General features: G+C 39.9%; 18 protein-coding genes and 1 tRNA gene. 4 read left to right on the top strand and 15 right to left on the bottom strand.

Annotated elements, in window-relative coordinates:
* The 9 genes from mads5 to EGS47_RS02840 form a co-directional block, all read right to left on the bottom strand.
* Positions 1-1,416, bottom strand: coding sequence for a methylation-associated defense system restriction endonuclease subunit S MAD5 (mads5, locus tag EGS47_RS02805; protein WP_125269151.1), 1,416 nt, complete (start codon positions 1,414-1,416; stop codon positions 1-3).
* Entirely contained in the window at positions 1,413-2,069 is a 657-nt protein-coding gene (mads4, locus tag EGS47_RS02810; RefSeq protein WP_125269152.1) for a methylation-associated defense system protein MAD4, read from the bottom strand. Before mads4 ends, mads5 begins: the two co-directional genes overlap by 4 nt.
* A 2-nt stretch (positions 2,070-2,071) precedes the next feature.
* Positions 2,072-3,352 (bottom strand): methylation-associated defense system AAA family ATPase MAD3, encoded by a 1,281-nt coding sequence (mads3, locus tag EGS47_RS02815; protein WP_125269153.1) that lies wholly within the window; start codon positions 3,350-3,352, stop codon positions 2,072-2,074.
* Positions 3,349-5,403 (bottom strand): methylation-associated defense system DNA methyltransferase MAD2, encoded by a 2,055-nt coding sequence (gene mads2 / locus EGS47_RS02820; RefSeq protein ID WP_125269154.1) that lies wholly within the window; start codon positions 5,401-5,403, stop codon positions 3,349-3,351. The genes mads3 and mads2 overlap by 4 nt, the downstream gene beginning before the upstream one ends.
* A gap of 583 nt (positions 5,404-5,986) precedes the next feature.
* Positions 5,987-6,124, bottom strand: coding sequence for a hypothetical protein (locus EGS47_RS18785; protein WP_171455407.1), 138 nt, complete (start codon positions 6,122-6,124; stop codon positions 5,987-5,989).
* Between the two features lie 96 nt (positions 6,125-6,220).
* Complete coding sequence (locus EGS47_RS02825) at positions 6,221-6,868, bottom strand: IS5 family transposase (protein WP_267313002.1); 648 nt, start codon at positions 6,866-6,868, stop codon at positions 6,221-6,223.
* A gap of 128 nt (positions 6,869-6,996) precedes the next feature.
* Positions 6,997-8,238, bottom strand: coding sequence for a tetratricopeptide repeat protein (locus tag EGS47_RS02830; RefSeq protein WP_125269155.1), 1,242 nt, complete (start codon positions 8,236-8,238; stop codon positions 6,997-6,999).
* Between the two features lie 16 nt (positions 8,239-8,254).
* Entirely contained in the window at positions 8,255-9,835 is a 1,581-nt protein-coding gene (locus EGS47_RS02835; RefSeq protein WP_125269156.1) for a CAP domain-containing protein, read from the bottom strand.
* A gap of 30 nt (positions 9,836-9,865) precedes the next feature.
* Positions 9,866-10,474 (bottom strand): hypothetical protein, encoded by a 609-nt coding sequence (locus EGS47_RS02840; RefSeq protein WP_125269157.1) that lies wholly within the window; start codon positions 10,472-10,474, stop codon positions 9,866-9,868.
* 1,021 nt (positions 10,475-11,495) lie between these two features.
* On the opposite strand from EGS47_RS02840, the gene EGS47_RS02850 reads away from it, so the two are divergent.
* The gene (locus EGS47_RS02850) at positions 11,496-11,831 is read left to right on the top strand and encodes a hypothetical protein (RefSeq protein ID WP_125269159.1); all 336 of its coding nucleotides are present in this window, start codon (positions 11,496-11,498) and stop codon (positions 11,829-11,831) included.
* A gap of 151 nt (positions 11,832-11,982) precedes the next feature.
* On the opposite strand, the gene EGS47_RS02855 is transcribed toward EGS47_RS02850, so the two are convergent.
* Both EGS47_RS02855 and mobC read right to left on the bottom strand, forming a co-directional pair.
* Positions 11,983-14,412, bottom strand: coding sequence for a MobA family protein (locus EGS47_RS02855; RefSeq protein ID WP_125269160.1), 2,430 nt, complete (start codon positions 14,410-14,412; stop codon positions 11,983-11,985).
* 41 nt (positions 14,413-14,453) lie between these two features.
* Entirely contained in the window at positions 14,454-15,026 is a 573-nt protein-coding gene (gene mobC / locus EGS47_RS02860) for a plasmid mobilization relaxosome protein MobC (RefSeq protein ID WP_125269161.1), read from the bottom strand.
* Positions 15,027-16,105: 1,079 nt separating this feature from the next.
* Here mobC and EGS47_RS02865 point away from each other — a divergent pair.
* A complete protein-coding gene (locus tag EGS47_RS02865) occupies positions 16,106-17,314 on the top strand; it encodes a site-specific integrase (protein WP_125269162.1) in 1,209 nt (402 codons plus the stop codon).
* Positions 17,315-17,330: 16 nt separating this feature from the next.
* On the opposite strand, the gene EGS47_RS02870 is transcribed toward EGS47_RS02865, so the two are convergent.
* The 3 genes from EGS47_RS02870 to EGS47_RS02880 form a co-directional block, all read right to left on the bottom strand.
* A tRNA-Ser gene (locus EGS47_RS02870) sits at positions 17,331-17,420 on the bottom strand.
* A gap of 86 nt (positions 17,421-17,506) precedes the next feature.
* Positions 17,507-19,537 (bottom strand): NADPH-dependent 2,4-dienoyl-CoA reductase, encoded by a 2,031-nt coding sequence (locus EGS47_RS02875; protein ID WP_005003186.1) that lies wholly within the window; start codon positions 19,535-19,537, stop codon positions 17,507-17,509.
* A 386-nt stretch (positions 19,538-19,923) separates the two neighbouring features.
* Positions 19,924-20,841: a DMT family transporter gene (locus tag EGS47_RS02880; RefSeq protein ID WP_119686506.1), complete on the bottom strand. Its 918-nt coding sequence runs from the start codon at positions 20,839-20,841 to the stop codon at positions 19,924-19,926.
* Positions 20,842-21,005: 164 nt separating this feature from the next.
* Here EGS47_RS02880 and EGS47_RS02885 point away from each other — a divergent pair, with 164 nt between their 5' ends.
* Both EGS47_RS02885 and argG read left to right on the top strand, forming a co-directional pair.
* Complete coding sequence (locus EGS47_RS02885) at positions 21,006-21,893, top strand: LysR family transcriptional regulator (protein WP_119686507.1); 888 nt, start codon at positions 21,006-21,008, stop codon at positions 21,891-21,893.
* Positions 21,894-22,071: 178 nt separating this feature from the next.
* Complete coding sequence (argG, locus tag EGS47_RS02890) at positions 22,072-23,412, top strand: argininosuccinate synthase (RefSeq protein WP_005003179.1); 1,341 nt, start codon at positions 22,072-22,074, stop codon at positions 23,410-23,412.
* Between the two features lie 107 nt (positions 23,413-23,519).
* Here the strand turns inward: argG and EGS47_RS02895 are convergent, their stop codons facing one another.
* On the bottom strand, positions 23,520-25,970 hold the full coding sequence (locus EGS47_RS02895; RefSeq protein ID WP_125269163.1) for a CSLREA domain-containing protein: 2,451 nt from the start codon (positions 25,968-25,970) through the stop codon (positions 23,520-23,522).
* Positions 25,971-25,975 lie beyond the last annotated feature (5 nt).

Below are 25,975 nucleotides of genomic sequence, written 5' to 3' on the forward strand. Positions count from 1 at the left end.
TTAATGCTTTGGTGCTGCTGCTTCTATTGCGTCTTCGACCATTTTTACTGCATCTTTTTCTAGCTTTTGCGCTTCAGCGGCCAGTCGACCAGCTTGACGAACCATTTCTCCGATTCGGGCTTCATCGTCTTCGCTCATTCTAGGTAGCTTTATGGCTAGAATGTCATTTATAGACAGAAATGGAACTGAGCTACCTGCTGCACCACGAATTAACTGACGATAACCAACATCTGTGCAACATAAGAATGCATAAAGATAACCAGCGTCGACGCTTTGATTTGTCGTCCTCAACTTTAGAACGTGAGGCGATACACAAGCCCCATCAAATCTTGAATCGGCCCAAACCCCTGTACCAATAATTCCACCGACTTGCCCACTTCTTGCGATTAACAAATCTTCTTCTCGAGTCTGCCAGCTCTCATCACCTTTCAGTGACTTTCTAAGCAAAAAGCGCTCAGGTGTAACATCAGCTCTGAATATCTCTCCACTTGTAAAGAAAGGAACGCCGTAGTCTTCACCGGTGAATATTTGCTTCATCCGATTACCTTCAAGTGCTTGGATACCCAGCTCTGCAAGATTATTTTCAGCACCAGCTTTTTCAATTAGCTCATCACTCAATTGAGCAATTTGGTCGTGATAAGTTGCATCCATACGTTTTTGTACTAACGATGATGATGCTGCTGAATGAGTAAAGATACGATGTGAAATAGCAAGCTTCTCCGGAAATGAAAATTTTGCGTTTACTATATCTCCCGCTTTGTCTAACAATTCTTCGCTATCACTTCTAAACTCTGAAGCTTTATCTACCTTCTCGTGAATCTCATTTTCTAGCGATTTAGCAAATCTAGGAATTGGAAGATTAGCGATATGCTCCGGCTCAATGTGGGGAATAATTGCCCCGTATGTACTGGATGTAATTATTGGAACACCAAACTTGCTTGCCAAAAATGCATAGGCATAACCACTTTGGACTTTATCTGTGTCACATACAACCTTCAGCATATCTTGGCATGACCAAGTTCCATCCATTGTTCTGCGCGTGTAAACCATACGGCCAATGGTTCCAGAGCATGAAATCATCGTCATGCCTTTTTTCAGTTCCAAATAGGATAATTTCTTTGAATGCGCATCTTCTTTCCTCAGCAAAGATACTCTATTCATCCTCGCCTGAATCATACTGCTCGTTGTTAAGAATTTAACCCCATACTCTTCGTGCTGAACATAATTACGTTTAAAGACTGGGCCATTGTAGATCCCACCTTTATAACCAGCAGTGAGCTCTCCCAAGTGATCGCATTCTGAATCCAAATCACGTAGAGCTTGCTTCGCCTCTAGAGCACCAGTGGCATATGGAGCACAATCTAAACGCAATCCGGTTTCTTGAAACCAAGTGCTAAGCACCTTTTTAATAATCATGCGTAAACCCTCGGATACCAAGCCTGAATCTGATGCAATAAGCTATTAAATGACTCATCTTCACAACCACGAAAAGACACATCTTTGGCAATGCGCTTAAACAGCTGATAGTGGGTCTTTTTCCGCCCCCAGTTTTGGCCTCTTACCGCATCAATTGCTGCTTTAGGATCGGCAGGTTTAAGTTCACCCGCATCCCAAAGGTTTCTTTCTTGCAACCAAGCTCTCAGGCTGCCACTAGCACCTGGATAATCAAATACTGACTCAATTCGTCGGGTATCCGCTTGCCACATTAATACTTCCAGCTCTGGGTTAATTGCCATGACAAAAAAACGCTCATCAGGCCAACCTGCGGCACGCATATTAGCTTTAATGGTTTCACAGAACTGCTGGTAATGCATTGTTCGCAAATTGTCATTAAACGCGAAATCGATCATAACAACTGCGTAGTTATGGGTAGCTATGTAGCTTTTCAGTAGGTTATGACCATCCTGATATACACCCGGATCTTTTCTTGGGTGTTTGATTAAATCTTGCTTAGTATCGAATTCGAATCTGCTGCATTGCAATCGCGTATCGAACGCTGGATTTTCGAAAAAACCTTCTACGGTGGCTTGCATTTCACCGTCGGCTACTAAAAAGACAATATCTCTCATGGTTATTCCAACACTCCGGCCGCAAATAGGGTTCCTAAATCCACTTCGCCCTTCCATGTTTTTAGGCGGGGGTGTTCATGGCCTTTTAATACTTCTGTTGCGCCGTCTTGGTTAAAGCGCATGGTGATGATTTGCTCTACTTCGGTATTGGCGAGCACCACAGGTGAGTGCGTTGATAACCACAATTGCGTATCAGAGGTGAGCTTTAACGCTTCTAACACCGCATCGATTGCCTTAGGGTGAATACCGTTTTCAGGCTCTTCTAAGGTGATGATCTTAGGTGCATTTTGCAAATACGGAATAATGGTCAACGCTAAGATATGCAGAGTTCCGTGCGACAAGCCACTCGAAGGCACTACCATATCGTTGCTATAGGTTACTTCTAGGTAACAAAAGCTATCATCGATACGTTGCTTGGCTTCAATTTTGGCAATAGAGGGCAGCGCCATTTGCACCAACTCTAGCCATTCGCTTAAGCCTTCGGGATCGCTCTGCTGCAAGGCATGTACTTGCCAAGGTAAACTACTCCCGTCCGCTTTAAAGGCATGCTTATCTCTTGGCGATGCAGCCATTCGCATTGCAGGCCATTGTGGCTCGTAGCAATGTGAACCCGTTTTTAAAAATTCTAGAAACCAAAATGCAGCTGGAAAATCAATACTGTCAGCGGGCATAGAAGCAAAAGCTGTTCGCTCATTTTGAAGGGCAAACTCAATGCCTTTATTTTGCCTTTTATCCGCCCATTCAGGTGAAAATACAGCTTTCTGTCTATTCGATCTTTCAATGACTTGGAAGACGTTTTTATTATCAAACCTGCCACCTTGAATCTCACCGCCATGAGCAACTCGATCGTTCTTATTAAAAAGCATCAAATGCTCTTCTTTCACTTCCAGCTTCTCTTCACCAATACCAATCGATAATTCATAGCGAATGGTATTACTGCGCCTAGCCGGTTTAGATCTGAATCTCGCTGGACCAACTCGCTCTAGTAAGATTTGCTGCTGCTCTGGAATCTCAGCCTCTAAAACTAAAGTAAAGTTATCTCCCTTTAGTTTGTGAACAAGCTCTCTAGGGCTATCTGCTCTAGCCCTTTCTCGGCCATTCATTGGCTTAAAAAAAGCATCGTTAATATCACTAACCATCAAGATATCCCCTATCAGGGCTGGGATATCTAATAATGTCGTTTTTCCAGAACCATTTGAGCCGGCAAAAACATGCAGATTATCAAGTTCTAAATCTAGCTTGCTGAAGCAACGATATCGGTATGCCTCTATTCGCGTAATCATACCGATGGCTCCGGATTGTTAGCGCGAAACTCTTTCCAGGCTTTGGCGATTTTTGGCAGGTCGTCGTCTAAAATTTTGCTGCGACGCTTCAGCTTACGCACCACATTTTGACCATTAATGCGAATACGCTCTTCAACTTCTTCTTCGATCACTTTCTCTTCGCCGTCTGGATGACGCTCATACAGCGTATTACCACGACGATCAAAGCCTACTTTTTCTGCAACCGCCATAAATACCGGGTATTCGGGCTCTCCACCGATGGCAATGGCATCTTTTTCAGTATCAGTTTTCTTTTTTAAGAACAACAGGCTAGTTAAGATGTTTACGTTAGCTTCCACGATAAATGACTCTACCGGTAAGTCGACACAACCAAGCACCCAGCACTCTTGCATTAACCACCAGCGAATATATTCATCACCAGGATTACCCAAAATACCGTCTGGTAACACTATACCCATACGGCCGCCTTGCTTAAGCCACTGCACACAGCGCTCGATAAACAGAATCTCCGGTGATACAGCATCTTTACGCCTATCAGTTTTTCTAAAGCCGCCGTTTTCAGTGCGCTCCCAAATGTACGCGAGATCGAATTGCTCTAAAATTTGTTTGTCGGTCACCGGAATATCTGAGCCAAACGGCGGGTTGGTTAAGATCACATCGATACTGCCATCTTTACCACTTGAGTCTCCCACCGGAATCGTTTTCTTGGCTGGTTCTACACCTTTTAAATGCCCGTGAGGGTATTCCAATGAGTTCATGTGGTAGATATTCGCCATCGCATTACTTGCCATCACCACGTTCATTTGTGAGGCACGGCACAAGAAAGGGTCAAAGTCACAACCAAACAAATTATTTTCAGCAAATTTCTTTATTTGCTGCTGAATTGAAATGAATTCTTCGGTGGTTTCCGCACCTAATTTAACTTTTTCCTCTTCATGTAACTGCTTGTTGATATAGCTTAAGGTTTGCTCTAGAAATCCCCCGGTACCACATGATGGATCCAGCACTTTCTCATGTGGTTGTGGTGCCATCATTTCGACAATAAGTTTGATTGCACCACGAGGCGTAAAGTACTGACCTCGGTCACCTCGGAGGTTATCACCAACAACTTCCTGGTAGGCGGCACCTTTCGCATCCATTTCAGTTCGGGTAAAATCGTACTTGGCAAGCTCAGACACCATAAATGCCAACGCGCGGTCAGACAACGTAATTTCTTCGTTACCCGAGAATATCTCCGGGTAAGCTTTCTTTACCTTTTCAAATAGCGGGTTAATTCGTGCTCTAATTCTCTTGCGGCCTTCGTCGTCAAATTGTTCTGTAGGTGAGGCCCAGAACTCTCGGTCTCGATTGCCAATACGCTCATCGTACATTTTTGAGAAAATAAGGTATAAGAACTGCCAGAATGCCGCATCTTTAGGCATCCCTTCGTTACCATGGATAAAGTTGTGACAACGGCGGAATGCTGTAAGCAACATTTCACGATCGGCTGTTCGTAATTGTGCGTTGGAGGCAACATCTCTACTGCCAAGTGTTTCATCGGCCAGGGGCCAATCACCTACAGGTTTAAATTTTGTGTCAAAACGTGATTCTTCCTTTTCAACAAAGAAGAATTCAATACCGTTAGTCCACAGCCCCCAATGACACTTAGCTAATAGGTATTGGTCTCCAACCTGCTCACGCATCATATCTTCCATCAACTGAAGATCTTTTTGAGCTTGGTCGTGATCACGCATTTTTACTGCAGATTTTTTACCTTTTTTGGGTTCGCTATCGCACATTACGATGCGGCGAATATTTTCGTGGGTGTGCTTTGCACCATGCTCGAAAATAGCGATATCTATTTTCTGCTGCTTGCCGCCAATTTTAACTTTTACATCAAGCTCCATATCTTCAGCGCTTATGCCGTATTCATGGAACAAGGCGCGTAAGGTTTTTTGACGAACCAATTCTTTAGGCGTTTCTTTGATAGGATTATTCGTTAGGTAATCCAGCATCATGCCATCTTCAATGGCTAGTACTTCTTGCTGATTTAAATGATTAATGGTTGTCATTACTTACTCTCGTTAATTACCTTTTCAGTTGACGACTTTGAAAAAAGCCCTGAATCTATAAATCGAATTACTCACACAAATTATCAAGTTCGACTAGCCTATCTTTTCTACGATTTCTTTATCAAGTAACTTGATAGCTGTACAGCCAAGACTGTTGTTTACATGTATCACATCAACAATAAACCTTTTGTGTTTTCTCGCGAAGGATGCCATACAGCCATAAATCACGCTCTTTCCTCTTTATTTTTTGTCCACTTTAAAATACTGAGCATTAGGTATTGATTGGAGAGCGATTTTCAATCATCGACAACTGATTTTATAGCTAATGTCTACCCTATCATGATTATAGTGTTTCTCAACTGATTTAGGTTGAAACGGAATTATTTTGTGTAGTATTAGTACAAGTTGGCTTTGTTGCACTGAATAGCCACCAAAATTTTAGACACACAAGCCCATCTTTTGATGCGCTTTTTCATAATCTAATGGAGAAAGCTGACAATTGGAACCATGTCTGCGTTTTGAATCTGCTATGGCTTTGTTGCACAAAGATTTGAAATGCAAAGCGCCGCTAATTGAGCTAAATTTAAGGCGTAACTTGGGTAAGTGGTCGACCTAATTCCGTAAATCTGTTGAGGACTGCTACACGTGCATGAATCTCATTGACTTGGCTATCAAAACGCCTTGCTCTGAGTTTATCTCCTAATAATTTAATGCAGTGCATCTTAGTTTCAACCAAACTTCACCGATGATAGCCTGATTTTTTCCATAGTGTCCTGCCTGAGAAGCACTGCTTCCAAGATTAACTGTTCGAAGTAATTCATTTCGATCTAGCGAGCTGCTCTTTGTATCTTTCCAAGGTTTCACATTTTTTTCTAGGTGGAATCACCGCATGCGCTTGCCGATCTGCAATGACCTCACGGCATTGCTTGGTGTCATAAGCTCCATCGGTATAAACAGAGTCAATCTGCTCATCTTGTGGAATCTGATTAAGTAAATCACCAAGCACCTGTGAATCACTGACATTATTGGTTGTAAGCTGAATAGCGCGTATTTGTAGAGTTTTAGCATCTATGCCAATATGAAGTTTACGCCATTGGCGACGATATTCAGGTCCATATTTCTTGCGTTTCCATTCGCCCTCACCTAGAAACTTCATGCCTGTAGAGTCTATGAGTAGATGCAGCCCATCGCTACTTTTTTGGTAATTGATTGCAATATTAATATGCTTTTGTCTTCTACAAAGCGTGGTGTAATCTGGAGCTATCCAATTTAATCCGCAAAGTTTAATCAGACTTTGCACAAAGCCAGTGACCATACGTAAAGACAGACGGAATAAGGATTTAATCATTAAGCAGCATTGGATGGCTGCGTCGGAGTAGGTTTGATTTCGCCCTTGTTTGCCTTTTGATGGCGCATACCATTGCGTAGCAGGATCAAACCAAATGGCAATATTTCCGCGACTCATAAGTGCTCGGTTATATGCGGGCCAATTGGTTGTGCGGTAGATTTTGTGTGTAGGCTTCTTCATTTGAAAATTATATCGCTGAAAAACCCTTTACAGATAGGTTTGTGCAACAAAGCCATTTAAGAGTATTATTTCAGCTTCAAATAAAACTTACTCTTACTGTCATACTGATAAGGTACAATTTTATTTACTTTAACCATCCGATTATTGTCGTTCATATCCGTTCCCTGATAATGAATCTGGAATGGATAAAATGATTGTCCATTTTTGTTGACTCTGATTACTGAAGAATACCCGTACTCTGGTTGTTCTGAAACTTTTCCTTCTTCAAACATTTGTTCAACAATATAGTCGTCCTCATTTAACAGAAGAAGTGACCATACGCTTTCCCCATAACCATTGCCGTAATAACCATCAATGGTATAGCTTCCTAGTGTATTGTTCCCAAAAGCTTGTAAGTTCTTTTTAAATTCTTGAGCATTCCATGAGGTTCGACCATATCCCTCAATACTTTCAATTCCTCCTTGGGCTGTTTTTGAAATCATTTGGAATTGTCCATTGTCCAATTTTTTAAAGAGATATAATTCCAAAGTGCCTCGTGTAGCATGTGAAGTTTCTATCCTCCCTTCGATTGCTAAAGTCACTTCGACAGGGACTAAATAACGGGCTTCCCCCTGCATATTCTGGTAAGTAATAATAGGCGCGATACTGATTACAGCATCAGTGAGATCATCCAAGTCGCTAGGCTTATTAACATAGTAGTATTTGCCACTTCCCCAGTAATCATCTTTTCCTCTTTCTCTGGATGATGTCACTTTATAAAAACTTCGAGCAACGGTATCTGTACTTAGGTTAGGGAGTACAACTTGCTTAAAGTTCTTAGGTTCAAGCTTGGATGTATCATAGTATTTAATGGCTGTTGTAGCTGTTTGTACTGATGTCGTTTGAACAGCATTGAGCTGCTGTGCTTTATTAGCCTGCAATACATTGTATAACTTGACCGCTTCAGGTTGTCCCTGCCGTGCAGCACTTTGCAACAAGGTAACGCCCTTTTTTGCATCCTGTGGTACACCATCCCCATTAAGATACATGACTGCTAATGCGTACTGTGAAGGAGCAAAACCATTCACTGCTGCCTTGGAAAACCATTCAGCCGCTTTTTTATGATCTACAGGTACACCTTTCTTTCCTAAGTAGTAAAGCATTCCCATATTATGGTGACTTTGATTATTATCTCCTTTGGTCACGACTTGTGACAGTACATAGTTCAGTCCTGCCGACAGGTTCACTTTCTTGGTTTCAGCAGATACTGTTGAACTGGTCATTACCATACTGTTAGCGACAGCAAGATGGAGTATTAATTTTTTCATCTGATTCTTATCCTTATTAATCATTCACATTAAACCAGTAGGAATATTCTTTAGGCTGACCATTCACCAAGACATTGCTGAGTTTGACGTCGTAGATCACATTCAGTTTCAAATCGTCGAAGTTAAATTGGATATGGTTAGGAACTCCGATATTTTCATAGCGTATATTGCTGATCTTCTGTTTAGCGCCACTACTTCGTTCAGTGACAACAACAGTGGCTTTGGCGTAATCCACATTTCTATTGGCAAAGAAATTCTTTTGATCGGTTAAAACTGAAATCGAGAGAATTGAACCCGCCATATAATATTTGGCTGGATAGTTGTGGTAGGGATAGGCAATCACACCGAGTGGTGCAGTGGTTGGATTGTCGAAGGGATAAACCACTTTGTAGGACGTACCGACCACATAAGGGAATCGGGTATCTTTAAATGATGGCGCATTAACTGAACCATACGCCGATTTTTGTAAGAAAGGATTCAGCATCCAGAGGCGATGCCCCACATCTCCTGCAAACAGATTTAATTTGTCATGCACCATATTTGTAATGCTTTCGGCAGGTGAATAGTCATATTTATTCTGTCTTACCCCCATTTCCAAACTACTGGTTTTTGCACCCACTGCACCAATATCTGAATAGCAGTTTGTGGTCGCTTCAGGGTAATGAGTCAAGATGTTGTTTGCCGCAAGAATCAATGCCGTCTGCATCATCTCATCTTCATGGGCATAGTCGTATGTAATACTTGGCAGCCCATGCAAAGCGCGAACTGTATTGAGCTCATTTAAAAATTCATTTCTAAACTTTGCACTGAGCTTACCTGCATAACAGTTATTGATATCGGGTGCATCACCCATAGATGAAGCTTTAAACACATCAAAGCTGATGGTTTTACTCTCTGCTGCCAGTGTTTTAGCATCCCCCTCTTGAGTAAGTTTAAGGGTACATAACCCTGCACCAATCCCTTTGAGTTCCCCCTGACTATAGGTACAGGTTGATGAAGAAAGGCTGCTAATCGTGACAGGTAGTTTGGCACTGGATTCCGTATCCAGTGAATACACACTCTCCGTCAGGATATATTTGATTTTTAGTGGGGTAATGGTTTGCTTGAGCTTATTCACGCACACATTATTTTCTAGATATTGCTCAGCCGCACAACTCACATTGACGGTCATGCTGCTATTCAGTGCTAGAACTTTTGCCGTCCCTGCCTGTGTCAATACCAGATTACACTGACCGACTTTATGCGCTTTAAGTTCACCGCCACTTACACTACAGATGTTGGGTGTGTTACTGCTAAACGTTACTACTAGACCTTGATCTGTTTGCAGCGATAATGGATAGCTTTGACCTTGAACCAGTGTACTCAATGGGAATGACTGGATATTCTGTACTGCCTTATTTTTACATACCCCCTCTTCCAGATATTGGCTTTCAACACAGGTCACGGGCTTAGGGATTGGATTGCCATTATCTGGATTATCCGTTCCACCGCCATTGGATGAACTTGAATCTCCACCCGAACCACCACCACACCCGACCATTGCTGTACTGATTGCCATCATTAGAACTGATGGCATGAACGATTTTGAAATCATCATGATTGACTGCCTTAAATTTTTATATTGTTGTTATTGATAATGATCAGCCGATAATAATTGACGGATTTCACTGGCCATTTGTGGACTACGCCAAGGAAATAGTACTTTTAGGCTGTAATTCGGTTTGAATGGATCTCGTGTACCGATATTGACTTGAAACTCTCGTTTCATCGGTGTGCGATGGACCTGTTGATTGACGTGCGTTCCCATCATTGGATTGCTGATCACAGTGGTCGTGGTTCTAAAGTTATCTTCGACTAAGTTGTAGTGTCCAACGGAGGTGATGTAATCAAAGGGATATTTCACGAGGCGTTGATCTGGCTGATCAAACAGAATAATGGTTTTATCTTGGCTGTTAATCCAGACACCACGGTTTTGGTAGTTAAAAGTTTCTCCTTGACGCTTGAGTTGTTCAGTCATCCCGTCAAAGTAGGTATTTCCATATTCATAAAGATAGTAAAGGATCACAAACCAGAACAGGTCAAAGCCAAAGAAGATGTAACCGAAAGCACCAAAGGAGAAGATTTTGGCAACGATGAGAAAGATCACGATGGGTAAGACCACACATTTTATAAAGAGCTTGGATTTTTGTGGACGGTGTTCAATGGGTATGATTTTGGGTTTGCTTAATTCAATCATGGTTGTTTCCCGCATGTTCAATGCAATGCACAATCACCAGCAGATATAAAAAGGTTTATTTTTTATAGGCGTGATTTAGCCATCCACCGTTGGATTGTTCTTGTAAAAATGTTGTTTGAATACAGACGAATAATAATAAATTAGCCGTATCGCCCTCGTTGCAAAGCACAACAAGGTTGAACAGGTGACGAGGCACAAATAAGAAAAGATAGATACAGCATGAGAAGCTCCTTGTGTTAAAGAAGTTCTACCAATTACTGCTAAATAATGGTGGCAGAACGAGAGCGGGTTAGCAGACTGGAACACAAGAATCCAGCACGTCCGAAGACGTCCCCCTCCCGTTCCACCGCAGAGGGGCACGAGGGGATAAACACTAAAGGACAAGTCCCATAATGTTCTTGTGTTGGACGGTCTGCTAAAACCGACTGGCAATGTAGGCCAGCGAGCCCATATTAATTTTATTCAAAGCTTTAGTCAATTTTACCAATACTAAAATCTGGACGATCAGTTCGGACGGAAAATTTAAGTTAAATGATTGATTTTTGCTTATGTAAAATTCAACCCATCAAGGCAGTTATTTTGATTTTATGGATAAGTCTAAAATGCTTATAAGAATAAATATTGGGCTGACATAGCCGTCCCTAGATACTTTTAATAAATAGTTTTCCAGCCGTCAGAAATTTAAAATATCTCCAGCAGAATCAATCAATTAATTAATGTTAAGATATGTAAAAAGATCCAATCACAGCGTTGACAGCTCAAGCGATACCCAGTTAAGCTAATTGAACACAGCAAAATCTGTGTACAGGCGTGAGAACCTGTTATATTCTACAAGCGCAAAACAATGTCGCTTATGCGGCTATTTTTTTGTCTACTGTTTAGCAGTCGTTATGGCAGCTTGACAGGGCAGCTTTATGCTGGCCGTACCTTGTAGAACGGTATTCTCACCCCTGTTTTGCTGCCACCATTACCGTGAGAAGTAATGGGGGTAAGTATTAAACTTATCTACAAGGAAACGACTATGAACGCAATTCTTCATGGTGCAAACTCTTGCACACCTAAACAACAAGCTGGTCAACTGATTGTTGAACTTGGCAAAACTATTTCAAATCCTCAACGTCAAACACTCGCCAATCTTTATATTGCTGTTGATACAGCAAACTCCCTGCTCAACGAACTTGAACAAGCACATCAAATCATTCGTGAATGCATGCATGAAATGACTGATGAACAAATTCTTGAAGTTGCAAAGCTCAATCAAAATAACAATCTCTCCTCTTTATGGGCATTTCGTACACATCAGCGTCACAAGATGATTGAACGTGCACAGCGTGTATTGGGAATCCGTTCTATTTAGGTCACTTAATTAATTATGTATTTTTAGCTTGCTACTGTGCACTGTATTAATCGACTGCATTATTATCGAATAAGCAGAAATAATGTTGAATGCAATCAGTGACAGCAGCAACGCTAAAGATAATAGACTTGTGAATATTAAAAGTTATTGTTTAAAACTCAGCACCAAAATCATTTGGTTTTGGTTGTTTAGATTCAACTTGTAATTGACTTTGAATGTTATATTGCTGTCCCAGCATTGCTGCAATTAAGTGCATCATCAGACTGACAATTTCTTCAACGAGTTTTGCAAGTTGCAGTATTGTTGCTGTAAGCTCTGCTGAATGCTCTCGATCGAATTGGTATTGCTGTTGCACTGTTGCTGCATGCTCTTGATCTGCATCTGCTTGTTCTCTAAGTCGACGCATATTTTGTTTAAATTGCTCATACTCTGAATACAATTCAACATCATCTCGTTTAAGTCTTTGATTTGTTTTTGCTGTTGCAATTGCAACTGTTTCAAATTCGACTCTTGCTTCTCCAGCACGTCGAAGCGCTTGATCCAATTTGTCGTTAAGTGCTCTAGTCTGCTGATCTGTGTAGCGAATGACATGCTCTGTTCTTGAAGTCGGTGCTCTTTCTGATGCTGTAACTGCTGCTGTTGTTCTAACTGTTCTAATTTTTCCTGCCTCGATTGTAACTCTTTGATCATCAATCCAATATTCTGAAATAAACTGATCTCGGTGTGGCTCAATTCTGACGGACTGCTGAAGCCTAAGATTTTCAAGATCTTGTTCATGTCGTCTCTGTTGCTCTGCTCGTAATGCTCGATCACGCTGAGCCTTTTTTTCATCTTCTCGACGTTTTCTTGCAAGTCTTGCATAGTACTCAGCGATGATGGCATCAAAGCTAAACTCATTTGTTCGAGTAAATCCAAAATCATCTGCTGTGTATCGCTGCCGTTGTGATGTTGAATAATCGTATGTTGCTGTTCTTTCATAACTTACTTCTCCACGAAACAAGGAAATGTCAGATGAATATTCGGTTCTGTCGGATGGACTTTCTTTTTGCTCAAATTCAGGGTATTGCAATCGATCCATTTCGAGGAGGTGATCGCTCGGTATCGAGTGCCGTCTTCGTCCGTCAAGATTTCGGTCTCGTTTTTGGTTAAGATCGGCTGTGTGAGATAGTAGTTGGAGGGCAATATTACTAAAATATTCAGTAGCCCCATTCCAAGCAACATCAGAATAAATGTTTTCAGAATTAATTTCGGGTTGTAAGTGATCGACTGAGTTAATGCTTGATCTACTTGCTGCTGCAACTGATTCTTCTGATCTTCTAATAACAGTGTGATACTTTGGGTATTGTCCTGAATTTGGGCTTTGATCAGATTCTGATTGTCTTTGATCGTATGTTGCAATTGGGCTTTGCTCTGCTGAAGATGCTTTTGCATGATCTGATCGATTTCGTTGAGATGTGAAGACAGCGTCATTTGAATATTGCTGATATTCTGCTTCAACTCTGCTCGATATGATTTCAATCCTCTGATTAAAATCTGAGTCTCGTTTTTCTGATGTTGTAGCAGATGCATAACGTTGTCTGTTGTAAGCTGCTCTTGCCTGTCTAGCTCCTTGCAAAGTTTTTTCTGCTCTATCTCGAAGTTCTGCGCAAGGCATTCGAGTATTTTTTGAAATCTGATTAACTGTTCGCTGCTCATCGTTTCCACGTTCGCTATCTGCTTTTCGAACTTGCTCAAAAGCTTTGATACGTTCTCGAAATGGTTCTGAGCATTTTCTGATGTCAAATTGTCTTTCATATATTTCTCCTTGAAAATAAATAGGTTTTTTCCCGAAAGTTGGAATTAAGCTAAACTGATTTTCTCGAATTTTGGCAACTTCGCTAGCAAGTTTGTTTGTGAGTACAAATTGCATAAAGTCATCACGGTTATGTACTAAAATTTCAGAGAAGAGAAATTCATTTTGATTTGTTTCTAATTGTTTTAACGAAATGGACAAGAGTCCAACATATAAATTTTCAATGAATGTTTTATAGTTTCCTCTATTCTTTTCAACTTTTTTCAGCGCAGATTGTAAATACAGCTCATAGCCTTTTTTTGTAAATCTTGCACGGTCAGGATCCTTCGGATCTGCCCACCCATATTCGGAATTAAGCTTGTCTTGCAAAGTATGAAAATGCTTTTGAAACAACCCTGGAGGGGCTATATTCATTGCTTTTCCTGACCTGAGTTCAAGCCGAGGAACAAGTATATGAACATGTTTTGAACCGTTTGGTTCCTGATGCAGAACAGCCGTCATATGATATTGGTCAGGTTCAAGACCGCTGAAAGCCAATGCTTCGAACTGTTTTAAGACATCTTTTATTTCAACATCGGTCGGTTGATCTTCCTCAGTAAAAGCAATGACGGCAGACGTGTATTTATGTTTAAAAGGAGAGCTGTCTGCAATTTTTGCAAAGAGATGTGGATCGCCGCAGAGCACTTCGACATGCGGACGTAAAATATTCATGTGATCCTTTTCATCGAGGACATAGGCCGCTGCACGTGCTGCACTGCCCGTTCCATGCCTCAACATCTTAATCAACATGAAGTACCCTCCCGTTTAAAAATATAAATGGAAATAAAAAGTCAATTTTTTAGATGGTCATTAGAAAGGTCAGCGTCTGAAGTTGATTCAAGTTCACCGTCTCCAACGACTTGCATTTGTCGCAATAAATCGGCGAGATATTTTTGTTCAATATGCTGGTGTCGGCGCTGAACTGTCTTATCAGAACGATGCAGTGACGGAGGACAAGGAAGCGGATAAAGCTGATAGATTTTTTTTAAATAGTCTTCGACAAGTAGGTACGTACGAAGTAAGTCGACTGGTTTTCCGATTTTGTTGCTAATGTGAATTGCACGGGTAATCTGATTGAGATTATTGCCAATTTTTGCAAGTTGGAATGCAATGCTTTCACTATCTTCTTGCGTCCTGTGATTTGACTCTTTTTTCTTCGCTATAACATGCGATTCACGAATTGAAGATCGATCAACATTCAAATTATTTTGAATATAACAACTCACGCTAAATCGAATAAAATCACTTACAGTTTTATTTAATAGACTTGCTGAATCTCTAATTATCTCTAATTCATCATCATTTAAACGCAATTCAAGTCGACTTACTCTTCTTGATTTTTTAATAACATTAGCAACAACCATAATACACCTAAAAACCGTCAATCTATTTTTAAGCTATAATAAATTTTAAAATAATAAAAGTGTTTTTTGATAGGAATTTTAAAATAATTTATATGTAGAATAAATAGTTACTCTAAAAATTTAAAACAAACACATTATTAAAAGTAGCGGTTTGGCTGCAAGCCAACCAGATTCCGTTCGTACACAATTACAACTTTTGTTGTTATTGTGTACGGACAGGGTACTCTGGCTCAACCGATTATTTTCATATTTTATGTACTTTGGACTATTAAGTGATATATTAAATATCACAAAGACTGAACACGTTCTAATTTTCAAATAAAAATAAGATCATGATCTATAGAAGATATACACCAAGAGGAATTTTAAATTTATTTTATAATTAAAACATATGCTTAACTAAAAACAACATCTAAGTTTAAAGTTTACTCTCTTAAATTAAATTAGATTAAATATTTAATCTAATTATTAAATAAATAATAGTTCTCATAAGAAAAATATTAAAATGATCAACATCAAAAACTAATAAACCCCAACTAAAACAAAAAAGGAATTAAGAAATAAAAACCTAACCACAAAAAAACAAAAGTAGTAAACTGAAGAACGTACTAAAGATTAATTACTGTTATAATAGATAAAAATTAATTAAAAAAATAAACCTATTTCTTGATCTTTTATACACAAATCATTTTTACACAAATAAAACATGCTAGCTTTCAATGTATAGAAACTTGTTTTACTCTTCAGATCCTAATTAACAACATGAGGATTTTAAGACAACAGGCTTTCTTCAACTGCATTAAAAACTGAAGAGGTCAAAATGATAAAAAATCTTTATCTAATAAAATTAATTATTAGATATAAAAAAACTGGAGCAAGACTTTCAAATAAAAATGCGGAGGTTCAACAATGAGTAAATATTTTGAACTGCTGGATTGGGTCACCGCAGAAAAGTTTTGTGAATTGACGGGTGAACAGATCACGAACCTAAAGAATCTTAGGCCTCACTGGGAGGAAGGAAAAGTCTGGGTGAAAGTGTCTGATCGAAAAATTCTATATAGTTTGAAAGGTTATAACGCATGGGTCGAACAAGCAGCTCAGGTCTACCAAAAGGCACAAGAGCAAGATCGGGAAAAATACAGATTAACTTTAAATGGAACGACAAGCGCGAGTGGTTCACCCTCGACCTCATCGATACCCCAGCCAACTTCATTAAGGCGGCTAAGATTAGAGAAGATTTTGTAAACAAGGCTAAATACGGGATATTAAAAATCGAGGATATCGAAGCTGTCACCGCCAAACCCATCAAAAAAGCTGACGCTGCGCAAAAAACATTGCCAGCGTCAAATGCTCCGACATTTGCTCACTATGCCCAAGAATACCTTTATAACCTTTCAGATCATAAGCTAGGCACCAAGAAAAAATATCTATCAATTTTGGAAAGGCTCTGGATGCCATTATTCGAAGATATGCCGATTAATACGATCACCAGTCAAATGTTGCGTACAGCCGTCAATGGACGTGAATGGTCATCGGCTAAAACTCGAAATGATGCTTTGATTCCATTACGTGGCGTATTCGAATTAGCTTGTGATGATGAGGTGATTGATAAGAATCCATGTGACCGATTGAAAAATCAGAAAACTCAGGAGGATGAACCTGATCCATTTAATGAAATGGAAAAGGAAATAATACTGAACTGGTTAAAAGAGAAATATATTGCAGACTACCCAACTGTGTATTGGTATTTTGTGGTGGCATTCTGGACAGGTTGCCGTCCATCAGAAATTATCGCACTCACTTGGCAGGATGTAGATTTTTTAAATAAGCAGATTTACATCAATAAAGGTCGTGTGAACGGCGTTCAGCAAGAAACCACTAAAACAAATAAAGCTAGATTTGTAGATTTAAATGATTTTGCTTTCGAGGCATTTCAACAACTCAGATTACTAACCTACCTCAAATATGAGCACGTATTTATCTGTGATGAGACAGGTAAGGAATTTACCACGCAAAAATCATTGAGCGAAAAGTTTGTAGCCTCATTGAAAGCGAATGGCATACGTTATCGTCCTGCCTATAACACTCGTCATACATATGCGACCGTATGCTTAATGAATGGACTTAATCCAGTTTATGTGGCTTCACAGCTAGGGCATAGTTTAGTGATGCTCATGAAGCGTTATGCGAAGTGGATTAATTCAGATAAGAATAAGGAAGAGATTGCTAAAATTTCGAATAGTGCCAAAATTGTGCCAAATAAAAAGGGAATCAAACTATGTATTTGATTCCCTTTAAGATATTTGGCGGAAGCGGTGAGATTCGAACTCACGGAGGACTCACACCCTCGTCGGTTTTCAAGACCGGTGCATTAAACCGCTCTGCCACGCTTCCATGTGCGTAAGAATACAAAGACACTTCATTTTATTCAAGAAAAATTTGAGTGCCTGATATTCAATTGGATATTGTTTCATCAAAAATTAAAGCTGGGCAGCCAATTCTGCACCTTCGCGAATTGCGCGTTTAGCATCTAACTCAGCAGCCAATTTTGCACCTCCAATAATATGATAATTCGCAAGTGTCGCTTCATTTTCACTTGGCATCAAATCCTTAATCGATTCTTGCCCTGCGCAGACGATAACAGTATCTACCCGTAATAACTGATCATACCCATTAAGCTCAACCCACAGTCCTTCATCAGTCACAGCTTTATATTGCACACCGCGCATCATACGCACTGCATGTTTTTTCAACTGTGCACGATGTACCCATCCAGATGTTTTGCCTAAACCGATACCCAATGGCGTCGTTTTACGTTGTAATAGATAAACCTGACGAATGGGTGCTTCAATTTGCGGAGCTTGCAAACCACCTTCGGTCATATAATCTGGTTGAGGATCGATGCCCCATTCACGTTGCCAATCAACTAACGGTTGCGGCTGAGGTTGATGTATTGGTTTTAATAAAAACTCAGATACATCAAAACCGATCCCACCTGCACCAATCACAGCTACACTATTTCCGACTGGAGCGCCTTTGAGTACTTCTGCATAAGATAAAACTTGTGGTAATTGACTCCCTTCAATTTTAAGCTGACGAGGAATCACACCTGTTGCGACAATCACCTCATCAAAACCCTCACGCTCTAATTGCTCACGATTGACTCGTGTGTTTAAGCGTAAATCCACACCCGTTTTTTCAATTTGAACTTTAAAATAACGAATGGTTTCATGAAATTCTTCTTTGCCTGGCACCACTTTCGCCAGATTAAATTGGCCGCCAATTTCAGAATTTGCTTCAAATAACGTCACCTGATGTCCACGACTTGCCGCCACAGTTGCCGCAGACATGCCTGCAACACCGCCACCGACAACCGCAATTTTCTTCGGTTTTTTTGTTTTTACATAAACCAATTCTGTTTCATAGGCTGCCCGTGGATTAACTAGACAGGTGGCTCGTTTATTTTTGAAAGTGTGATCCAAACAAGCCTGATTACACGCAATACAAGTGTTAATTTCATCAACACGATTGGTTGCGACTTTCGTCACCCAAAATGCATCAGCAAGGAGTGGTCGCGCCATTTGCACCATATCTGCTTTGCCTGCTGCCAAAATTTCTTCGGCAGTATCAGGCATATTAATACGATTTGACGCGATCACAGGGATTGAAACATGCTGTTTAACATACGCCGTATAATCCACGAAGGCAGCACGTGGCACAGAAGTTACAATCGTTGGAACACGTGCTTCGTGCCAGCCAATTCCTGTATTTAAAATGCTCACGCCTACTTTTTCCAGTGCCTGAGCAATGGCAATCACTTCTTGCATGGTATTGCCATCGTGCACCAAATCAAGCATGGATAAACGAAAGCTAATGATAAATTTTTCGCCTACTTTTTCACGAATTGCTTTGACGATTTCAATCGCAAAACGCATTCGATTTTCGACTGAGCCACCCCAACGGTCTGTACGTTGATTGACATGGCGACTTAAAAATTGATTCAGCAAATAACCTTCAGAACCCATAATTTCTACGCCATCATAGCCTGCCTTTTTGGAAAGACTGGCGCAACGCGCATAATCCTCAATGGTTTCAAGAATATTTTTTTCCGACATTTGACGAGGCTTAAACGGAGAAATAGGTGATTTAATCGGACTCGCTGACACCACAAAAGGCTGATATCCATAACGACCCGCATGCAAAATTTGCATCAAAATCTTGCCGCCATGTTTATGCACCGCATGAGTAACCAATCGATGATGCGGTATATCTGCCAATGAATTCATGGTTCCACCCGCAGGTAACAACCAGCCTTGACGATTCGGTGAAATCCCTCCCGTAATAATTAAGCCCACCCCCCCTTTGGCCCGCTCGCCAAAATAAGCAGCTAACTTGGGATAATTATAAAAACGGTCTTCTAGCCCCGTATGCATCGATCCCATCACAACTCGATTTTTAATTGTGGTAAAACCTAAATGTAATGGTTTTAAAATATGTGCATAGCTAGTCATAGGAAATCCTTGTTGAATTTGGCGGTGCAACTTGTTGCATAATACTTTAATACTTTTTTTATAGGTTGGGATGGCTTGTTATCTTTTTTTAGCTGTTGAAATTGTCAATCATCGCTAAAGCATATCTTATTTTCTCTACAAAAGATGAATTGCTGAAACAACGCTTTTATTCATTCTGGAATTCTACTGAGCTCCATACCGTTATGATAACTATAGTTCATTGAACAACTTTGACTTCGGTTGATCCTTAAAAAATGTTATTCCGTCTTATTCCTATCCTAAATGAATCTCTACTGTACTTCATCAGAGATTCTAAAAAATAAAAAAGCCATAAAAAATATGGCTTCCAAGTTAAAACGCTTTCTTTCAATATGAAATGGTCATTCTTATCGAGATTGTTTAGAACAATAATTAAATTGGGCATTTTTTGATTTTAATTTCAACGAACTCATCACAATCCCTGAACAAATCAAGGCAGCTCCCATCAGAATATTCATCGTGAGAGGTTCATGCCAGATTAACGCACCAAAACATAAACTTAAAACAGGTATACACATAATTGAAATCGAAGCGATAAAGGTATCGACCTGACTCACAATCCAGTTCCACAGGGCAAATGCAAAACCAGTTCCAATGACAGCAATATAAAAAAGCAATGATTGGTTTAAAGGATTCATCCATACCGTTATATCTACAGGCTCAAATATTAAAGCACCTATCAGAATCGCAATCCCACCGATGAGCATTTGCCAGATTGTTAGCTTAATTTTGTCATAAGTTGCAAAATTTTTTTTGATATACACCGTTGCCATTGCCCAGAAAAAACCCGATCCGATCAAGAGTAACTCACCTGCTAAAGACAGATTCCAGCTCAAATGCAACAGTTGTGGCCAAAGAATCGCAATCAGTCCTAATGTTCCTAAAATTAATCCTAAGACCTTTTGTCTGTTTAAACGTTCGTGTAAAACATAGTGTGCCAAAATCCCAATAAAAATAGGCATGGTAAACACCAACACGGCGGACAAGCCAGAATCTACAAATTGCATGGCAAAGATTTGTGTCGCATAGAAACCCAGACACACCAACGCACTTAAAATGATTAAGGATTTCCATTCGTCACGTTTAGGCAAAATCGATTTCTTCAAAATCAACTGAAGCAGCATTAAAGTCACAGCAGCCAAAATCAGACGGAGCGAAGTAAATAAAAAAGGTGGAAAAACCTGCAAGCTATGTTTAACCAGTCCCCATAAAGATCCCCATACCAGACATAATAACGCGATCGCACTGATGACCCGAATATTCACGAGCGTCTCTCAACAAATCAAATAATATGGTGATAGTGTATAAAACAAATGACATCATGAATAATGCTATGTTTTAATAGATACATCATTTTTTTTAATGCCTTTTTAAAAGAGTCTGATTGATCTGATTAAATTGGCTATTTTGCACAGATTGAGGCATCTCTATGAATATTGACATTAGCGATATCCGGTCATTTGTTACGGTTGCCGAATTAAAAAGTATTACCGGAGCGGCGCATAAGCTTAATTATTTACAATCCAACATGACCGCCAAAATCAAGAAAATTGAAAATCATTACAAACGTCAACTTTTTATTCGCAAGCCCAAAGGCGTTGAGTTAACTGAATCTGGATTACATCTTTATAGTCAATATAAAAAAATGCTGTTTACGTGGGAAGAAACCGAACACAAAATCGATCAACAAGACAATAACTTACGCTTTGGCACCAATACCAGTTTAGGTGGCATGCGCTTTTATCCCTCTTTTAGTCAACTCTATCAGGCCTACCCTGAGCTTTCGATTACCATGAAAACTGGTGCAACAGGTTTTATTGAGGATGAAATATTAGCTGGAAATCTGGATATCGCTTATGTGCTTGGTCATCCTAAACAAAAAAATCTTCAGTATATTCAAAAAGCTGAAGATCAACTGGTGATCATTGGAAAAAATGTGATTAATCATGAACGGTTTGAGGATTGTTTAAATCAGCAAAATATTCTGTTGACATCTGAAGAATGCTGTTATGCCACGACACTGGATCAGATTTATGCAGACTATGGTTTAACTAAAGGCGAGTTTACCCACATTTATGATCATGAAGCTTTGATTCATTTCACGCAACTTGGAATGGGCATTTCTATGCTGGCCAAATCACTGATTGAAAAATATAAGATTCAATATTATCGGGAAATACCTGAACAATATCGCAATATTGGTTTATATCTGATCGCACGTAGCGACCATGTCTTTACTCCGATTGAGAAACAATTTATTGGATTAAATGATACTCTTCAAAACAGTCAAAGCTTCAATCAGGTTAAAGTTGCTTAAAAAACTAAAATTGAAAAATTGAGCGCCTCTAAAAATATCGACATCGATTTTTCATTTTTCGGGGTGGATATTGAACGATCAGAAAAAATAAAATAAAAAAAGTGCTACAATATCTGCCATTCTGAATTCTCAAGACCATCGGTTTAGGTCTTTTTACAAATGTTAGTTAGGATTAGCAATGACTGATAACGCAACCATTTTGCAGCATGTACCAGTAGGCAAAAAAGTGGGTATTGCCTTCTCTGGTGGTCTGGATACTTCAGCAGCTTTATTGTGGATGAAACAAAAAGGTGCAGAGCCTTATGCATATACTGCAAATCTGGGCCAGCCGGATGAAGATGACTACGATGCCATTCCAAAGAAAGCTGAACAATATGGCGCAGTCAAAGCCCGTCTTGTAGACTGTCGTTTACAACTGGCTTTAGAAGGAATTGCGGCGATTCAATGCGGCGCATTTCATATCAGCACGGGTGGTGTTCCTTATTTCAACACGACGCCACTTGGTCGTGCGGTTACTGGAACCATGCTGGTGACTGCCATGAAAGAAGATGATGTGAATATCTGGGGCGATGGCTCTACCTATAAAGGGAATGACATTGAACGTTTCTATCGTTATGGTTTGCTCACAAATCCAAATTTAAAAATCTATAAACCATGGTTAGACCAACAATTTATCGATGAGTTGGGTGGTCGTGCAGAAATGTCACAATTCCTGATTGATAACGGCTTTGACTATAAAATGTCAAAAGAAAAAGCCTATTCAACTGACTCAAACATGCTCGGTGCAACGCATGAAGCCAAAGATCTTGAGTATCTGGATGCAGGTATCAAAATCGTTGATCCAATCATGGGCGTGGCATTCTGGAAAGATGAAGTTGAGATTCAGCCTGAACTGGTTTCTGTGACTTTTGAAGAAGGTATGCCTGTTGCATTGAATGGACAGCGTATCGAAGATTCTGTTGAGTTTATCCTAGAAGCAAACCGTATCGGTGGTCGTCATGGTCTCGGCATGTCTGATCAAATTGAAAACCGTATCATCGAAGCGAAATCTCGCGGTATTTATGAAGCGCCTGGTATGGCATTACTTCATATCGCTTATGAGCGTTTAGTTACTGGCATCCATAATGAAGATACGATTGAACAATACCGCATTAACGGTTTGCGTTTAGGTCGTTTGCTTTATCAAGGTCGCTGGTTTGACTCACAAGCGCTGATGCTACGTGAAACTGCGCAGCGTTGGGTTGCAAAAGCGATTACGGGGACTGTGACACTTGAACTTCGTCGTGGTAACGATTACACCATTATGAATACTGAATCTCCAAATCTGACTTATGAAGCAGAGCGTTTAACCATGGAGAAAGGCGATTCCATGTTTACACCAATGGATCGTATTGGTCAGTTAACCATGCGTAATCTGGATATTACCGATACACGTGCCAAACTCGGTATTTACACCAATACAGGTTTACTGTCGATTGGTCAGGGTTCAGCTGTTCCTCAATTGGACACCAAAAAATAAGTCGATCTTTAAATAAAAAATTAAGTGCATCGAGTTTGATAATTCAATGCACTTAATAAAATAAAAGAGAGGTTCAATTGAGCCTCTCTTTTATTTTTAAGTCTAAATCATGATCGGCGGCGATAAAGTACCAGTCCAACAAGTCCTAATACTGTAAAGATACCTAGGCTACCGCCACCACTACTACTCTGGTTATTAGTAGTAGATGCTGTATTTTTTAAAGTCACAGTCGCCTCTGATGACTTTGTGCCATCAGCATCGTAAATGAGATAACTAAATTTATAGTCAAATACGTTGAAATTATTTTTAACCTGAATCGCAAGATTACCGCCATAGCAGGTTTCTTTTTGATCAGGATATGGACATGGCCCAGTATGCTCAGAAGTAACGGTGATACCTGAAGGAACGGTGGTTAAACGAATTGGTAATTCAACCCCATTTTCATCGTGGTAAAAAGCAGGTTTGTTTGGCTTATTGACCAAAGCCGAAACAGGCCCATCACCATCATCAGAAGCATTACTCAGTAAATTGACATTGATCTTCTGATCAGTTCCATATTGGATGGTGTATTCAGCGGCTTTGGCAATTGGAGCAATATTGACAAAGTTCACCTGCATCAAACCTGATGATTGTTTAGATGTATTGAGTGAACCATCTGCATTTTTTAGGGTTAAGGTATACTGACAGAAGTTATATTCACCTGCTTGAGTAATCCCATCATCCAGACGATAAACCATGATCCGCTTAAGATCAGGATTCCATTCACATTTTAAATTTTCATCTGGTCGAACATCAAGTTTAGTGCTATCACCACTTCCTGTGATCATGCCAACACCCAAGGCTTTTACAGAAACGGCATAAGTATCTGGCGTCAAATGCTGAATTTGACGACCACCATCTGGCAGCACAACTTCATCTGGCAGACTAAATGCAAATGGATCTACATAGACAGCCCGATACTTCTCATTGGCTTTGGTATAGCTAAGGAGATCTTCATACTCTTTAATACGTTTATTGTAATAAGGCAAGAAATCTGGATTTGTACTGGTGTTTGCAACTTGCGCCTTAAAGAAATCTAATTGTGTTTGATAGCCATCCAGTAAGGTAACAAGAGAACTATTGACGATACCATTAATATCGCCTGCGGTTAAACGCATGATTTCAGTTGAACCAAGATCACAGCTATTTCGCCCTGCTGGATTTAAGATTAAAGTTCCATCAGTGATACGATTAATACCGCGTTGATCTTGGGTGCTACATCCATCGGTATTCACATCGACCAAATCTGTATCGGATGAATTATCTTTAGGGAAGTAAAGAGGTAAGAAGCTGGTATATTCCGAAGGTGTCTGCAAGCTACTTAACACACTCGACATACTGCTGTTACTCATGTCGATATTGGTCTGTTTCTCTGGCAAGACTTCACTTGCAACATCGCACTGACTTTGACTTCCAGCGGCCAAACTTACTGCATTATAGACTAAGCCTACACCAGTATCTTTTTGATCTTTGGCTTCACCAAGTAAATAACGACATGAACGATTACTATTAAATGCTAGTATGTTAAATGACAAAACCTTGATACCAATTTTGTCATATAAAAAAGTACTGAACGCATTATTTTCTACAATCGTGTTACTCACCATTTGCAAAGTACTTGCTGTACTTAACTTGTTTACATCGGTATTTACGTGGCTATCTCCTGTAAATTTGATAATGCTTCCATTATCAGCATTTACCGTATTCTGCGCGATGGTATTTGCAGTTAAAGTCGTGGTCGGTTCACCACAAAACTCAAGTGTACTTTTACTATCCGAAGAACCATTTTGGATAAAACTGTTATTGGTAAACGCCAACGTGCGTTTGTTGTATGACAAATTATCCAGACAACTCATGGCGAGTACATCACCAATATTGTCGACATCATTTTGGTTTTTCTTAACGGTTTTATTACCCTGATAAATTCCACTGGTTAAAGTTAACGATGAATTATTACCTTCGAGATAAATCGCAGCGCCCTGATTTGCACTTGAATTTAAAATCGAAACACCTGTTAAAGTTGTCGCAGCACCTAGATAGAGCGCACCACCACGGCTGTCACTCTTACCATTTTGCAACTGGACATTACTCACCGTAATAGAAGCTTTTGTACCACTGGTATTAATGAGTCGGCTCTTACCCTGACCATCGATAATCGTCTTCAAGATCGTTTTAGCAGGATAATCATTTGTTATGACATCGATCTTGCTGTAGTCTTGAGGAATTTTTCCCATCAATGAAATAGATGATGCTGGAACCAGCTCCGAATTAAGCTTATAGCTTCCTTCTTCAAGCTGAATGTAATCTATGGCAGAAGCTGCGGTATTTCCAGCACCACAGCCACCGTAAGATCGATTCAGTTCAGCCGCTTTCATCGCCATCCGAAGTGAACATTTACTGCTACCTTGATCATCAATATCATCAAAAGTATTGACATAAATGGTTTTATCTTCTGCGGCCATGAGTGACATGGCAGATAACACCATTACTGTCAGTAGTCCTTTTTTATAATTTTTCATGACTT

Origin of the sequence: Acinetobacter sp. FDAARGOS_515 (assembly GCF_003938865.1) — a bacterium.
Taxonomy (GTDB): domain Bacteria; phylum Pseudomonadota; class Gammaproteobacteria; order Pseudomonadales; family Moraxellaceae; genus Acinetobacter; species Acinetobacter ursingii.

Coding starts and splice junctions, on each gene's coding strand:
- mads5 (WP_125269151.1), bottom strand. CDS start 1,416: ATGATTATTAAAAAGGTGCTTAGCACTTGGTTTCAAGAAACCGGATTG.
- mads4 (WP_125269152.1), bottom strand. CDS start 2,069: ATGAGAGATATTGTCTTTTTAGTAGCCGACGGTGAAATGCAAGCCACC.
- mads3 (WP_125269153.1), bottom strand. CDS start 3,352: ATGATTACGCGAATAGAGGCATACCGATATCGTTGCTTCAGCAAGCTA.
- mads2 (WP_125269154.1), bottom strand. CDS start 5,403: ATGACAACCATTAATCATTTAAATCAGCAAGAAGTACTAGCCATTGAA.
- EGS47_RS18785 (WP_171455407.1), bottom strand. CDS start 6,124: ATGCACTGCATTAAATTATTAGGAGATAAACTCAGAGCAAGGCGTTTT.
- EGS47_RS02825 (WP_267313002.1), bottom strand. CDS start 6,868: ATGAGTCGCGGAAATATTGCCATTTGGTTTGATCCTGCTACGCAATGG.
- EGS47_RS02830 (WP_125269155.1), bottom strand. CDS start 8,238: ATGAAAAAATTAATACTCCATCTTGCTGTCGCTAACAGTATGGTAATG.
- EGS47_RS02835 (WP_125269156.1), bottom strand. CDS start 9,835: ATGATGATTTCAAAATCGTTCATGCCATCAGTTCTAATGATGGCAATC.
- EGS47_RS02840 (WP_125269157.1), bottom strand. CDS start 10,474: ATGATTGAATTAAGCAAACCCAAAATCATACCCATTGAACACCGTCCA.
- EGS47_RS02850 (WP_125269159.1), top strand. CDS start 11,496: ATGAACGCAATTCTTCATGGTGCAAACTCTTGCACACCTAAACAACAA.
- EGS47_RS02855 (WP_125269160.1), bottom strand. CDS start 14,412: ATGTTGATTAAGATGTTGAGGCATGGAACGGGCAGTGCAGCACGTGCA.
- mobC (WP_125269161.1), bottom strand. CDS start 15,026: ATGGTTGTTGCTAATGTTATTAAAAAATCAAGAAGAGTAAGTCGACTT.
- EGS47_RS02865 (WP_125269162.1), top strand. CDS start 16,106: ATGGGTCGAACAAGCAGCTCAGGTCTACCAAAAGGCACAAGAGCAAGA.
- EGS47_RS02875 (WP_005003186.1), bottom strand. CDS start 19,537: ATGACTAGCTATGCACATATTTTAAAACCATTACATTTAGGTTTTACC.
- EGS47_RS02885 (WP_119686507.1), top strand. CDS start 21,006: ATGAATATTGACATTAGCGATATCCGGTCATTTGTTACGGTTGCCGAA.
- argG (WP_005003179.1), top strand. CDS start 22,072: ATGACTGATAACGCAACCATTTTGCAGCATGTACCAGTAGGCAAAAAA.
- EGS47_RS02895 (WP_125269163.1), bottom strand. CDS start 25,970: ATGAAAAATTATAAAAAAGGACTACTGACAGTAATGGTGTTATCTGCC.